17 protein-coding genes are annotated in these 12,848 nt (G+C 41.6%); all 17 read left to right on the top strand.

Annotated features, from left to right (window positions below; translation table 11 throughout):
- Positions 1–38: 38 nt before the first annotated feature.
- The 17 genes from spoIIM (at position 39) to N521_RS07345 (ending at position 12,737) form a co-directional block, all read left to right on the top strand.
- Positions 39–683, top strand: coding sequence for a stage II sporulation protein M (spoIIM, locus tag N521_RS07425; protein ID WP_019743100.1), 645 nt, complete (start codon positions 39–41; stop codon positions 681–683).
- A gap of 121 nt (positions 684–804) precedes the next feature.
- A complete protein-coding gene (gene fur, locus N521_RS07420; RefSeq protein WP_003215577.1) occupies positions 805–1,257 on the top strand; it encodes a ferric iron uptake transcriptional regulator in 453 nt (150 codons plus the stop codon).
- A 117-nt stretch (positions 1,258–1,374) separates the two neighbouring features.
- Complete coding sequence (locus N521_RS07415; protein ID WP_008344420.1) at positions 1,375–1,602, top strand: YqzK family protein; 228 nt, start codon at positions 1,375–1,377, stop codon at positions 1,600–1,602.
- A gap of 6 nt (positions 1,603–1,608) precedes the next feature.
- Positions 1,609–2,499: a site-specific tyrosine recombinase XerD gene (xerD, locus tag N521_RS07410; protein WP_035390729.1), complete on the top strand. Its 891-nt coding sequence runs from the start codon at positions 1,609–1,611 to the stop codon at positions 2,497–2,499.
- 153 nt (positions 2,500–2,652) lie between these two features.
- Entirely contained in the window at positions 2,653–3,837 is a 1,185-nt protein-coding gene (deoB, locus tag N521_RS07405) for a phosphopentomutase (RefSeq protein WP_035390728.1), read from the top strand.
- 11 nt (positions 3,838–3,848) lie between these two features.
- Positions 3,849–4,661 (top strand): purine-nucleoside phosphorylase, encoded by an 813-nt coding sequence (locus N521_RS07400; RefSeq protein WP_008344425.1) that lies wholly within the window; start codon positions 3,849–3,851, stop codon positions 4,659–4,661.
- Positions 4,662–4,820: 159 nt separating this feature from the next.
- Entirely contained in the window at positions 4,821–5,975 is a 1,155-nt protein-coding gene (locus N521_RS07395; protein WP_201297801.1) for a D-alanyl-D-alanine carboxypeptidase family protein, read from the top strand.
- A gap of 157 nt (positions 5,976–6,132) precedes the next feature.
- Positions 6,133–6,486, top strand: a complete 354-nt coding sequence (gene spoIIAA, locus N521_RS07390; protein ID WP_035390726.1) for an anti-sigma F factor antagonist — start codon at positions 6,133–6,135, stop codon at positions 6,484–6,486.
- Positions 6,483–6,923, top strand: coding sequence for an anti-sigma F factor (gene spoIIAB / locus N521_RS07385; protein WP_007501052.1), 441 nt, complete (start codon positions 6,483–6,485; stop codon positions 6,921–6,923). Before spoIIAA ends, spoIIAB begins: the two co-directional genes overlap by 4 nt.
- A 12-nt stretch (positions 6,924–6,935) precedes the next feature.
- Positions 6,936–7,703 (top strand): RNA polymerase sporulation sigma factor SigF, encoded by a 768-nt coding sequence (sigF, locus tag N521_RS07380; protein ID WP_007501051.1) that lies wholly within the window; start codon positions 6,936–6,938, stop codon positions 7,701–7,703.
- Between the two features lie 114 nt (positions 7,704–7,817).
- Entirely contained in the window at positions 7,818–8,438 is a 621-nt protein-coding gene (locus tag N521_RS07375; protein ID WP_008344433.1) for a stage V sporulation protein AA, read from the top strand.
- Positions 8,428–8,844, top strand: coding sequence for a stage V sporulation protein AB (locus N521_RS07370; protein ID WP_007501049.1), 417 nt, complete (start codon positions 8,428–8,430; stop codon positions 8,842–8,844). Before N521_RS07375 ends, N521_RS07370 begins: the two co-directional genes overlap by 11 nt.
- Positions 8,845–8,864: 20 nt before the next feature.
- Positions 8,865–9,317 (top strand): stage V sporulation protein AC, encoded by a 453-nt coding sequence (gene spoVAC, locus N521_RS07365; protein ID WP_008344436.1) that lies wholly within the window; start codon positions 8,865–8,867, stop codon positions 9,315–9,317.
- 12 nt (positions 9,318–9,329) lie between these two features.
- Complete coding sequence (spoVAD, locus tag N521_RS07360; RefSeq protein WP_035390725.1) at positions 9,330–10,346, top strand: stage V sporulation protein AD; 1,017 nt, start codon at positions 9,330–9,332, stop codon at positions 10,344–10,346.
- Positions 10,346–10,696 (top strand): stage V sporulation protein AE, encoded by a 351-nt coding sequence (gene spoVAE, locus N521_RS07355; RefSeq protein ID WP_007501045.1) that lies wholly within the window; start codon positions 10,346–10,348, stop codon positions 10,694–10,696. Before spoVAD ends, spoVAE begins: the two co-directional genes overlap by 1 nt.
- Positions 10,697–10,702: 6 nt before the next feature.
- Positions 10,703–11,311, top strand: coding sequence for a stage V sporulation protein SpoVABEA (locus N521_RS07350; protein ID WP_017367529.1), 609 nt, complete (start codon positions 10,703–10,705; stop codon positions 11,309–11,311).
- A complete protein-coding gene (locus tag N521_RS07345) occupies positions 11,265–12,737 on the top strand; it encodes a spore germination protein (RefSeq protein ID WP_007501043.1) in 1,473 nt (490 codons plus the stop codon). Before N521_RS07350 ends, N521_RS07345 begins: the two co-directional genes overlap by 47 nt.
- Positions 12,738–12,848 lie beyond the last annotated feature (111 nt).

The following is a 12,848-nucleotide window of genomic DNA, read 5'->3' as shown; positions in this document are numbered from 1 at the left end:
TAGAATCTAGTAACCTTTACTATTTGGGAGGAAGGCGCATGCGGAAAAAGTCTTGGAAAGAACATCTTCTTCAGCACGTGAAAGATCATTTATCGATTTATTTGTTTGTTTCTGTACTATTTTTAATGGGCGTCATTTTTGGAGCCATTATCGTCAATAGTATGACAATGAGTCAGAAAGAGGATTTATTCTACTATTTAAATCAATTTTTTGGTCAACTGACGAATGAGAAAGCAGCAGAATCAAAAGATATGTTTTTGCAAAGCTTTTTGCATCATATGAAATATTTGGGCCTCATGTGGATACTCGGAATTTCCATCATTGGCCTGCCACTTATTTTTCTGATGATTTTTTTAAAAGGGATTGTAGTTGGATTTACTGTTGGTTTTTTGGTCAATCAAATGGGGCTTAGCGGTTTTTTTCTATCTTTTGTCTCGGTGCTTCCTCAAAATATCTTGCTCATTCCTGCGTATTTAGTGATCGGAACTTGTGCGATTGCGTTCTCCATTCGTTTAATTGGTCAGCTTTTTATGAAAAAAACCATCAGTCAAGCGCCAATCCATTGGTTTGGCCGGTATGCTTCTGTTCTACTGATGATTTTAACCCTCGCTGCTCTTTCGTCCTTTTTTGAATCATACTTATCATTCATGCTGATGAAAAAGCTGGCAGGTGTACTGTTTTGATGATTTTATAATCGTTATTAAATAATAATCAATTTATTTATCAATTTAAAATGATTATAGTTGGCTCTCTGCACATCATTTGATATAATGATCAAGTAATGTGGCGTAGGAGGGAAAGTCAATGGAAAATCGGATTGATCGAATTAAGAAACAGCTTCATTCTTCCAGCTATAAGCTCACGCCACAGCGTGAAGCAACAGTAAGAGTACTGCTTGAGAATGAAGAAGACCATTTAAGTGCAGAAGATGTATACCTCCTCGTAAAAGAGAAGTCTCCTGAAATTGGTCTTGCTACTGTTTATCGGACGTTAGAATTGCTTACTGAACTGAAAGTTGTTGATAAAATTAACTTTGGAGACGGCGTTTCGCGATATGATCTTCGCAAAGAAGGAGCCGCTCACTTCCATCACCATCTTGTCTGCATGGAATGCGGTACAGTCGATGAGATAGAAGATGATTTATTAGAAGATGTTGAAGAGATTATTGAACGCGACTGGAAATTTAAAATTAAGGATCATAGATTGACATTCCATGGTATTTGCCACCGGTGTCATGATGATGAATCCGGCAAATAATCCGAATTGGAACCTTTTCATTCAAAATGAAAAGGTTTTTTGCATGTTCGCTGTATATTCCTTGTCCCACCTGGCATATGCTGAAGTAATGAGAACACGAGAAAGGACATGAAGAACATGCGAAAATGGCTCAAAACAACAGGTGAAGTAATGAAAGTATTTATCTTGTTCACTGGTTTTACCGTCCTGTTCTATTATGCTATGATATGGATAAATTCAGAATATGAAAGCTATCATCGTTATGATAAACCAGAAGGTGCAGCGATAAAAGTGATGGAAATGGATCAGCCGAAACAAGACAGCTGGCAGGATCGATTGATTTATTTTTATCAAAACGGGGAGTAGAAACCATTGAAGGATCAATTATCCGACTTTATTCATTTTATGACAGTAGAGAGAGGACTCTCTGAAAATACCATTGTCTCTTATAAAAGAGATTTACAGAGCTATTTGTTTTTTTTAATGACGCATGAACAATTGACAGATGTAAAAGACGTCACTCGCCTTCATATTATTCATTATTTAAAACAGTTAAAAGACGAGGGGAAATCGAGTAAAACGTCCGTCCGTCATCTATCATCGATACGCTCCTTTCATCAATTTTTGCTCCGTGAAAAAGTGACAACAGATGACCCGTCATGGAACATTGAATCACAAAAAACAGAGCGGAAATTACCGAAAGTTCTATCATTAGATGAGGTAGAAAAACTGCTCGATACACCTAAGCAGCAAACACCATTTGACTACCGTGACAAAGCCATGCTCGAACTTTTATATGCAACAGGTATTCGCGTAAGTGAAATGCTTGATCTGACTCTTGCAGATGTGCATCTGACCATGGGGTTTATCCGCTGTTTTGGAAAAGGAAGAAAAGAGCGGATCGTGCCTATTGGTGAAGCTGCTGCAAGTGCGATTGAAGTGTATATAGAAAAAGGCAGAAACAAGCTGCTCAAAAAACAGCCGGCCGATGCTTTGTTTCTGAATCATCACGGAAAAAAAATGTCGCGGCAGGGCTTTTGGAAGAACTTAAAGAAACGAGCCATAGAAGCAGGTATTCAAAAAGAATTGACGCCTCATACGCTCAGACATTCATTTGCGACACATTTGCTTGAAAACGGTGCGGATCTTAGAGCCGTACAGGAAATGCTCGGACATGCCGATATTTCTACTACTCAAATTTACACACATGTCACAAAAACAAGATTAAAAGACGTGTATCACAAATTCCATCCAAGGGCATAAGTAAAGCATGGCACGGTGAACGTGTATCATGCTTTTTTATGTTTGGACCGTTTATGGTTGTCAATTGACTTGAAAACGGTTTATACTTGAGATGTCTGACCTCTCCAGTTGTGAAAGGTGAAAGGACAAGAATATTGAAGGAGGCGCTTTTTTATGCCTGATTATCAGTATAAACGTATTTTCCTCATTGTGATGGATTCAGTAGGAATCGGGGAAGCACCTGATGCTGCTGATTTTAATGATGTAGGTGCAGATACACTTGGACATATTGCTGAAAAAATGAACGGGCTTCATATGCCGAATATGGCGAAGCTTGGGCTAAGTCATATTAAAGAAATTAAAGGAATTCCAGCGGACGAAAAACCGCTTGCGTATTATGGAAAAATGCAAGAAGCATCCAATGGGAAAGACACAATGACAGGACATTGGGAAATCATGGGTCTTTACATCGACACACCATTTAAAGTCTTTCCAGACGGCTTTCCAGATGAACTGTTAAATGAATTAAAAGAAAAAACAGGGCGCGGCATCATTGGAAATAAACCAGCGTCTGGTACAGAAATTCTTGATGAGCTTGGCGAAGAGCATATGAAAACAGGCGATTTAATCGTTTATACTTCAGCAGATTCTGTGCTGCAAATTGCTGCACACGAAGAAGTTGTGCCATTAGACGAACTTTACCGCATTTGCGAAATCGCACGTGAACTGACTTTAGATGAAAAATATATGGTAGGGCGCATCATCGCTCGTCCATTTGTCGGGGAGCCGGGGGCATTTGTTAGAACACCAAATCGTCATGACTATGCATTAAAACCATTCGACCGTACCGTCATGAATGAATTGAAAGATGATGGACATGATGTCATTGCGATCGGAAAAATCTCTGATATTTATGATGGTGAAGGAATCACCTCTTCACTCAGAACGAAATCCAACATGGATGGAATGGACAAGCTAGTGGAGACGCTGAAAACAGACTTTACTGGGCTAAGCTTCTTAAATCTGGTCGATTTTGACGCGCTTTATGGACATAGAAGAGATCCAGAAGGCTACGGTAAGGCACTAGAGGAATTTGACGCACGTCTACCTGAAGTGTTTGATCTATTAAAAGAGGATGATCTGCTTGTGATCACAGCAGATCACGGAAATGACCCGGTTCATCACGGAACAGATCATACAAGAGAATACGTTCCGCTTATTGCTTACAGCAAAAAGCATCAAGAAGCGAATGAGCTGCCAACAGCGAAAACATTTGCTGATCTTGGGGCAACGGTAGCAGATAATTTTAAATCAACGCTGCCAAAATACGGCACAAGCTTTTTATCTAAACTCAAATAGGGGGAAATCACGTGGGAGCACAGTTTTCAGAAGCGGCGGCATATATTAAACAAGCATCGACATATGTACCAACAGTTGGATTGATTTTAGGTTCAGGTCTTGGCATTTTAGCCGATGAGATTGAAAATCCAATCAAATTGAAATATGAAGATATTCCTGGATTCCCTGTTTCAACAGTAGAAGGGCATGCAGGCCAGCTCGTCATTGGAACGCTGAAAGGCACGGTCGTTTGTGCTATGCAAGGACGTTTCCATTACTATGAAGGGTATGATATGAAGCAGGTGACATTTCCTGTCCGTGTGATGAAAGAAATCGGCATTGAGACATGTATTGTGACAAATGCAGCTGGCGGTGTGAATACGTCCTTCCATCCTGGCGATCTCATGCTGATTACAGATCATATCAATATGATGGGGACCAATCCGTTAATTGGACCAAACGACAGTCAAGGGGTTCGTTTCCCTGATATGTCTGCACCGTATGATAAAGATTTGCTGGCACTTGCAGAGAAAACGGCTAAACATTTAGGCATATCTGTGCAGCAAGGGGTTTATGCAGGAATGACAGGCCCTTCATATGAAACACCGGCAGAGGTTCGTTTCCTCAGAACGCTTGGCGCTGATGCAGTCGGTATGTCGACTGTGCCAGAAGTGATTGTGGCACGTCATGCAGGCATAAAAGTACTTGGTATTTCATGCATCTCTAATGCGGCTTCAGGTATTTTAGATCAGCCGCTTTCTCATGATGAAGTGATCGAAGTGACGGAAAAAGTGAAAGCAAGTTTCCTTGATTTAGTGAAAGATGTTGTCAAACAACTCTCATAGATCGTGTGAAAAAGCCTTCTGTTCATGAAACAGAGGGCTTTTTTTTATGGCAATCAAACGATCTCTGAATAAAACAGCCTTTATGAGGAAAAAATAGAAAGGATTACGATAATGGAGGTCTGCCACTTGAAACGTCATATATGTGCATTGTTTACTTTAATGATCCTTATCTCAATGGTTTCACCATCAGCGATGGCAAAAGAAAAGATTGAAAAGCCAGGAGAAAAACAAACATCAGAATTGGCGCATGAAGCCAAATCAGCGATTTTAATGGAACGTGACACGGGAAAAGTGCTTTACAACAAAAACAGTGATGAAAAGCTTGCCCCTGCAAGTATGACCAAAATCATGACGATGCTTCTCATCATGGAAGCGATGGATCAAGGGAAATTAAAAATGACTGATAAAGTAAGAACGAGCGATCATGCAGCATCTATGGGAGGCTCACAAATTTTCCTTGAACCGGGAGAAGAAATGACGGTTAAAGACATGCTAAAAGGCATTGCGATTGCGTCAGGAAACGATGCTTCAGTCGCCATGGCAGAACATATAGCTGGATCTGAAGAACAGTTTGTTGAGCAAATGAACAAAAAGGCAAAAGAGCTTGGACTCACCTCAACGGTCTTTCAAAATCCAACAGGACTTCCTGAAAAAGATCATTACAGCACGGCTCATGATATGGCAAAAATGGCGAAAGAGCTGTTGAAATATGAAGAGATCACCAAGTTCACAGGTGTATACGAAGATTATCTTCGTCAGAACACGGATAAAAAATTCTGGCTTGTGAATACAAACCGTCTCATTAAATTTTATCCAGGTGTGGATGGGGTGAAAACAGGGTTTACAGGCGAGGCGAAATACTGTCTAACGGCATCCGCTAAAAAAGGCAACATGCGCGTGATTGCTGTTGTATTCGGCGCAAGTACACCAAAAGACAGAAATGCCCAAGTCGTCAAAATGCTGGATTACGCCTTTAGTCAGTATACAACGCATCCTCTGTACAAGCGTGGTCAAGATGTAGCAGAGATCAAAGTGAGCAAAGGGAAAAAGAAAAAAATTCAGCTTGTCACGTCTGAACCGATTTCTCTTCTAACGAAAAAAGGCGAAAATGTCGATCAGATCAAAAAAGAAATTAAATTAACTCAAGATGTCACAGCCCCATTTTCAAAAGGAACGAAACTTGGCACCATCATCTTGAAAAAAGATGGAAAAGTGCTTCATGAAAGTCCTGTTGAAGCGAAAGAAGATATGGAAAAAGCCGGTGTTTGGACGTTCTTCAAACGGGCGATGGCCGAATTTGTTAAATGGAAGTAAAAGGTGAAAGACTGCTGCAACTGGCAGTCTTTTTTGCTATGAACGAAAAGAACATCTAAATGTGACGAATGATCACTAGTTTTGTCATGGTGAAGGATTTGCATGTGAAGAAAGAGAAACATTCTTTATCCGAAAATAGAGCAAGGAGGAAGAAAAGATGAGCCTTGGTATTGATTTTCAAATAAAAGAGAGCGTACTTTGCATTCGGTTGACAGGGGAGCTGGATCATCACTCCGCAGAGACATTGAGACAAAAGGTGACGAATTATTTGCAAACAGAGGACATTCGCCACATCGTGCTGAATTTAGCTGATTTATCGTTTATGGACAGCTCTGGGCTCGGAGTGATTTTAGGAAGATACAAAGAAATTAAACAACTTGGCGGTGAAATGGTCGTCTGTGCGATCTCGCCAGCGGTGAACCGTTTATTTGATATGTCCGGCTTGTTTAAAATTATTCGTATGGAGCCTTCAGAGCAAACTGCGCTGCAAACATTGGGGGTGGCATCATGACAAATGAAATGAATCTGACTTTTTCTGCTTTAAGTCAAAACGAATCCTTTGCGAGAGTAACGGTGGCAGCATTCATCGCTCAGCTCGATCCAACATTAGATGAGCTAACAGAAATCAAAACCGTTGTATCAGAGGCGGTCACGAACTCAATCATTCACGGGTATGACGGGAATCCAGACGGCAAGGTGCACATTAGCGTCACGCTGGATGACCATATTGTGTATCTGACGATTCGAGATGAAGGTATGGGCATTTCAGATCTTGAGGAAGCAAGGCAGCCGCTTTTTACGACGAAACCAGACTTAGAGCGTTCCGGGATGGGTTTTACGATCATGGAGAACTTTATGGATGATGTCATGGTGGACTCATCTCCAGAAATGGGCACAACGATCCGCTTAACAAAGCATCTATCAAAAAGCAAAGCGCTTTGTAATTAAGGAGCTGCTCATATGGATGTGGAGGTAAAAAAGCAAGCAAAAAAAGCACAGCTGTCTAATGATGAAGTGAAACAGCTCATCAAAAAAAGCCAAGACGGAGATCAACAAGCAAGAGACCTCCTCGTAGAAAAAAACATGCGTCTTGTTTGGTCCGTTGTTCAGCGCTTTTTAAATAGAGGATATGAACCAGATGATCTGTTCCAAATAGGCTGTATTGGCCTGCTGAAATCTGTTGATAAATTTGATTTGTCTTATGATGTGAAGTTTTCGACCTATGCCGTTCCAATGATCATTGGTGAAATTCAGCGTTTCATTCGTGATGATGGAACCGTCAAAGTCAGCAGGTCCTTAAAGGAACTTGGAAATAAAATTAGGCGGGCAAGGGACGAATTGTCTAAATCTCATGGACGAATGCCGACTGTTCAGGAAATCGCTGAATATCTGGACATCACACCTGAGGATGTCGTCCTCGCTCAAGAAGCGGTCCGCTCACCATCATCTATTCATGAAACCGTGTATGAAAATGACGGCGATCCGATTACGTTGCTCGATCAAATTGCCGATCATTCAGAAGAAAGATGGTTTGATAAAATTGCGCTGAAAGAGGCGATTAAAGAATTAGAAGAGCGCGAGAAACTGATTGTCTATTTAAGGTATTATAAAGACCAAACACAATCAGAAGTAGCAGAAAGACTCGGAATTTCCCAAGTGCAAGTCTCACGGCTTGAAAAGAAGATTTTAAAACAAATCCAAATGCAAATGGATCAAAAAGACAGCTAGCCAATTCGGCTGGCTTTTTTTGTGTGGTAATTACCGGTAAATCAAGTTCTTTCAGTATGAGAACCATTTTTCACCACATACTATTTTTAACCCATCGTATAGGAAGTGACTTGGATGGACGGACAAATCTTTATTCGGCTGCGCCATCGGATTAAGACTGGTAATGATCAGCTTATTTATTTAGAGGATATTGCCCAAATCACTGGAGATGACAGTGCTGTGCAAAAGTTGAGCAAAATGCCGATATACCATGTCAGCAAAAAGGATCGTCACATCGTTGTGTTAGATATCATGCATGTGGTCAAAACGATCAAAAAAGCGTGGCCTGACATCGACATTCAAACGGTCGGAGGCTCAGAAGCCATTGTTGAAATAGACACAGGCAAACGCCAGCTGTCCCCCGTATTATTCGTGTTTGTATGGCTCCTCTTATTTGTCGGAGCGGCCCTTGCCATCATGAATTTCCATGAGGATGTTAGTATGCGGCTTGTTCATATCCGCCTTTACGAGATGATTACTGGAAACACGGTTGAGCATCCTTATTTATTACAAATTCCATATAGCTTTGGACTCGGTTTTGGCATGATTTTATTTTTCAATCATGTGTTTAAAAAGCGTTTAAACGAAGAGCCAAGTCCGCTTGAAGTGGAAATGTTTAAATATCAGCTCGATCTTGATCATTATGTCGCACTCAATGAAAACAAAGAAACATTGAAAGATATTCATGATCGGTAAATGGCTTTTTGTGGTGCTTGTTGGGCTCGGCGGCGGTTTAACGGTAGGGGCAGGATTTGTGGCGTTTCTCACAGTGCTTGGTATTATCCCTCGATTAATGCAATTAACGAAAACGCAGCGTTTCATTCAAGGATATGAGGCTGCCGTGATAAGTGGAGCCGTCGTTGGCGGCTGGGCTACTTTAAGTCAAGTCCATTTGCATTTATCCAAATGGCTAGCGCTTCCGATCGGTCTTTTATCTGGCATTTTTGTCGGCATGCTTGCAGCCGCACTCACTGAAGTGTTAAATGTACTTCCTATCTTAACGAAAAGAATTGGAATGGACGGGAAAATTGTGCTGCTGCTCATGGCCATCGTCTTAGGGAAGGTGTTTGGCTCGTTATTTCATTGGCTTATTTATATTTAAAAATGTGGAGGGAACAACAAGTGTCAAGTTTAAAAGAGAACTATCCATCTAAAGTGAAAACGTATCAGCCGAAACCTCCTTATGTACTAAACTGCATCAAGGCTTTTCTTGTCGGCGGTTTGATTTGTGCGATAGGCGAGGGATTGCAAAATTTCTATATTACCTTTTTCGATTTTAATGAAAAGACAGCAGGGAATCCAACGGTGGCAACCCTTATTTTAATTTCTTCTATTTTAACTGGTATTGGTATTTACGATAGAATCGGCCAGTTTGCTGGAGCGGGATCAGCTGTACCGGTGACAGGATTTGCAAACAGTATGACAAGTGCGGCTCTTGAGCATAAAAGTGAAGGGCTTGTGTTAGGTGTAGCGACCAACATGTTTAAACTGGCTGGGAACGTCATTGTGTTTGGTGTCGTCTCGGCATATGTCGTAGGGATTATTCGATACGTCTTGGAAAAGATGTTTTCGTAGGAGGAATAAAACGTGAAACTAACAGGTAAGCAATCTTGGGTATTTGAACACAAGCTTTATGTGAATGCGGAAGGAACAGCTGCAGGACCGAAAGAAAAAGAAGGCCCAATCGGTCATCTCATTGATAAAACTTATGATGAAATGCACTGTTATCAAAAGAACTGGGAAATGGCTGAAAGGCAGCTCATGGATGATGCCATATCAATGGCCTTATCAAAAGCGAATTTGCAAAAAAGTGATATTGACCTTTTGCTGGCAGGAGATTTACTGAACCAAAACGTGACAGCCAACTATGTGGCAAGAGAACTCAAAATCCCGTTTCTTTGTTTATTTGGTGCCTGCTCCACATCTATGGAATCAGTCGCCATTGCCTCAGCGCTAGTAGATGGTGGCTTTGCCAATAGAGCACTTGCTGCGACAAGCAGTCACAATGCGACAGCAGAGCGGCAATTTCGTAATCCAACAGAATATGGCGGGCAAAAACCCGATACAGCAACAAGTACAGTGACAGGGAGCGGTGCTGTCGTCATCAGCCAAGAACCTTCCAAAATTCAAATTACAAGTGCCACCGTTGGACGGGTGATGGATCTTGGGATTACAGATCCATTCGATATGGGTTCGGCTATGGCGCCTGCAGCGGCAGACACAATCAAACAACATTTAGAAGACTTAGGAAGAACAGTAGATGATTATGATCTCATCTTAACAGGAGATCTATCTGGAATTGGATCGCCTATTTTAAAGGATCTTCTCAAAGAAGATGGCATTCAGCTTGGACGGAAGCATGATGATTGCGGATTAATCATATACACACCTGATCAAAATGTATTCGCTGGAGGCAGCGGCTGTGCCTGCTCAGCTGTCGTGACATTCAGTCACATCTTTCAAGAAATGAAAGCAGGGAATTTGCAAAGAGTATTGGTTGTGGCAACCGGGGCGCTTCTCAGCCCAATGATGGTTCAGCAAAAAGAGACCATTCCAACCATTGCGCACGGAGTTGTATTTGAGCGTGCAGGAGGAGAAAGCTAATGGATTATTTGATTGCTTTTGTTGCAGGCGGACTGATTTGCGTGATCGGCCAGCTTTTACTTGATGTACTGAAACTCACACCGGCACATGTCATGACCACCTTTGTTGTGGCGGGGACGATTTTAGACGGGTTTGGTATTTATGATAAATTTATTGAATTTGCAGGAGCGGGTGCTACCGTGCCTATCGTAAGCTTTGGTCATAGCTTGCTTCATGGGGCGATGCATCAGGCTGATGTCCACGGATTTATTGGAATCGGAATTGGGATTTTTGAGTTAACCTCTGCTGGAATATCAGCTGCGATTTTATTTTCATTTATCATTGCACTTATCTTTAAACCGAAAGGATAACCTAATATGGGGCAAAGACGCAAAGTCATTTTAGTGACAGACGGAGATATATATGCTGCCAAAACGATTGAGCTTGTCGCAAAGAAAGTCGGCGGAAGATGTATTTCCAGCTCAAAAGGGAATCCGAGCAAACGAACAGGACCAGAACTGGTCCAGATGATTTTGAAAACGCCATATGACCCAGTGTTTGTCATGTTTGATGATTCTGGTCTAACAGGTGAAGGAACAGGGGAAACGGCCATGAAGCACGTAGCACGTCACCCTGAAATTGAAGTGATTGGCGCCATTGCAGTCGCATCTAAAACCCATCAAGCGGAATGGACAAAGGTACATGTCTCCATTGACCGGGAAGGTGAACTGACAGAATACGGCGTTGACAAACATGGACTTCCAGAAATGGAACCACACAAAATGAGTGGAGATACAGTGTATTGTCTCGATTCACTACAGCTTCCGATTGTTGTCGGCATTGGAGATATTGGCAAGATGGGACGGAAAGATGATCTAAGCAAAGGGTCCCCCATTACAATGAAGGCAGTCGAATTAATTTTAGAAAGGAGCGGTTTCCATGAAGAAAGACAAGGTGCATGTGTACCGAGATCCAAAGAAAAATGAAGATTTTTTCAAAGACAATGTCGGGATGGGTCTCAGCTTTGACCTTGGCGTTCGGAAAATTTATGTCCATGATCAGGAAATCCAGCTTTACTATGTAAATGGATTATGTGATACACAATATGTGATCTATTTATTAAAAGAACTGATTGAAATCAATGACAACGAACCTGAATCAGATGATCTTGCACGTGTGGTAGAAAACCGTCTTGTCAATCAGCAAGTCTCAAAAGTTGAAACGCTTGATGAGGCAGTGGATCAAGTGCTGTCTGGACTTGTGGCAGTCGTTGTCGAAGGTGAAAATTACGCATTTATTATTGATGTCAGGAGCTACCCTGGCAGAATGCCGGAGGAACCGGATACAGAAAAGGTTGTCAGAGGTGCAAGAGACGGCTTTGTTGAAAACATCATTGTGAACACAGCACTCATTCGCAGAAGAGTGCGGGATGAAAAGCTGCGATACAAAATGCTTAAAGTAGGCGAGCGTTCTAAAGCAGACGTCTGTGTTTGTTATATTGAAGACATTGCTGACCCTGATCTTGTTGATATTATCGAAAAAGAAGTGTCTGGGATCAAAGTTGACGGACTGACGATGTCTGATAAAACAATTGAAGAATTTATCATTAAGCAAGGATATAATCCCTTCCCGCTTGTACGATACACCGAGCGCCCAGATGTAGCCGCTAACCATATATTAGAAGGGCATGTCATCATCATTACAGATACATCACCTAGTGTCATCATTACGCCAACCACTATTTTTCATCACGTTCAACATGCTGAAGAATACCGCCAGGCGCCAGCAGTTGGGACTTTTTTAAGATGGGTGCGTTTTTTAGGCATTTTATGTTCTACTTTTCTTTTGCCGATCTGGTTTCTTTTTATTCTAGAACCGAATCTTCTGCCAGACAACCTAAGCTATATTGGATTTAACAAACCCTCCCATATCCCTGTCATTCTCCAAGTATTCCTTGCTGATTTTGGGGTGGAATTTTTACGAATGGCGGCGATTCATACGCCGACCGCCTTGTCGACTGCCATGGGCTTGATTGCAGCCGTTTTAATTGGACAAATTGCAATTGATGTCGGTTTATTTACACCAGAGGTCATATTATACGTCTCGCTAGCAGCCATCGGCACATTCACCACTCCAAGTTATGAACTGAGTGTCGCTAATAAAATTATCCGACTGATCATATTAGCACTAGTAGCGATCTTTAAGCTGAATGGATTGATCATCGGTTTTACGCTGTTACTTATTTATTTAACATCCATTCGTTCCTTACAGACACCTTATATGTGGCCGTTCATTCCTTTTAATGGAAAGGCTTTGTGGCAAGTGCTCATTCGGACGTCTGTTCCTGGCTCAAAAGTAAGGCCGAGCATCGTTCACCCTCAGAACAGATCAAAAATTCCGCCAAATTCTTAACGCTCGTTGAAAGTGGCTGAAGATTGTGATATTGTATTTTTAACTTTGAGAAACGGCAAAAGGCAGCTTGTGCAGCTGTCTTTTTTCAGCCGAGGCGGAGAAAGAGGGAAT

Source organism: Bacillus sp. UNC125MFCrub1.1, assembly GCF_000701305.1.
GTDB classification, from domain to species: Bacteria; Bacillota; Bacilli; order Bacillales; family Bacillaceae; genus Bacillus; species Bacillus altitudinis.
This window is presented reverse-complemented; position numbering and strand designations above follow the sequence as displayed.

Bases quoted from the DNA above. Each gene is read 5' to 3' on its own strand.
- spoIIM (WP_019743100.1), top strand. From the start codon at position 39: ATGCGGAAAAAGTCTTGGAAAGAACATCTTCTTCAGCACGTGAAAGAT.
- fur (WP_003215577.1), top strand. From the start codon at position 805: ATGGAAAATCGGATTGATCGAATTAAGAAACAGCTTCATTCTTCCAGC.
- N521_RS07415 (WP_008344420.1), top strand. From the start codon at position 1,375: ATGCGAAAATGGCTCAAAACAACAGGTGAAGTAATGAAAGTATTTATC.
- deoB (WP_035390728.1), top strand. From the start codon at position 2,653: ATGCCTGATTATCAGTATAAACGTATTTTCCTCATTGTGATGGATTCA.
- N521_RS07395 (WP_201297801.1), top strand. From the start codon at position 4,821: ATGATCCTTATCTCAATGGTTTCACCATCAGCGATGGCAAAAGAAAAG.
- spoIIAA (WP_035390726.1), top strand. From the start codon at position 6,133: ATGAGCCTTGGTATTGATTTTCAAATAAAAGAGAGCGTACTTTGCATT.
- spoIIAB (WP_007501052.1), top strand. From the start codon at position 6,483: ATGACAAATGAAATGAATCTGACTTTTTCTGCTTTAAGTCAAAACGAA.
- sigF (WP_007501051.1), top strand. From the start codon at position 6,936: ATGGATGTGGAGGTAAAAAAGCAAGCAAAAAAAGCACAGCTGTCTAAT.
- N521_RS07375 (WP_008344433.1), top strand. From the start codon at position 7,818: ATGGACGGACAAATCTTTATTCGGCTGCGCCATCGGATTAAGACTGGT.
- N521_RS07370 (WP_007501049.1), top strand. From the start codon at position 8,428: ATGATCGGTAAATGGCTTTTTGTGGTGCTTGTTGGGCTCGGCGGCGGT.
- spoVAE (WP_007501045.1), top strand. From the start codon at position 10,346: ATGGATTATTTGATTGCTTTTGTTGCAGGCGGACTGATTTGCGTGATC.
- N521_RS07350 (WP_017367529.1), top strand. From the start codon at position 10,703: ATGGGGCAAAGACGCAAAGTCATTTTAGTGACAGACGGAGATATATAT.
- N521_RS07345 (WP_007501043.1), top strand. From the start codon at position 11,265: ATGAAGAAAGACAAGGTGCATGTGTACCGAGATCCAAAGAAAAATGAA.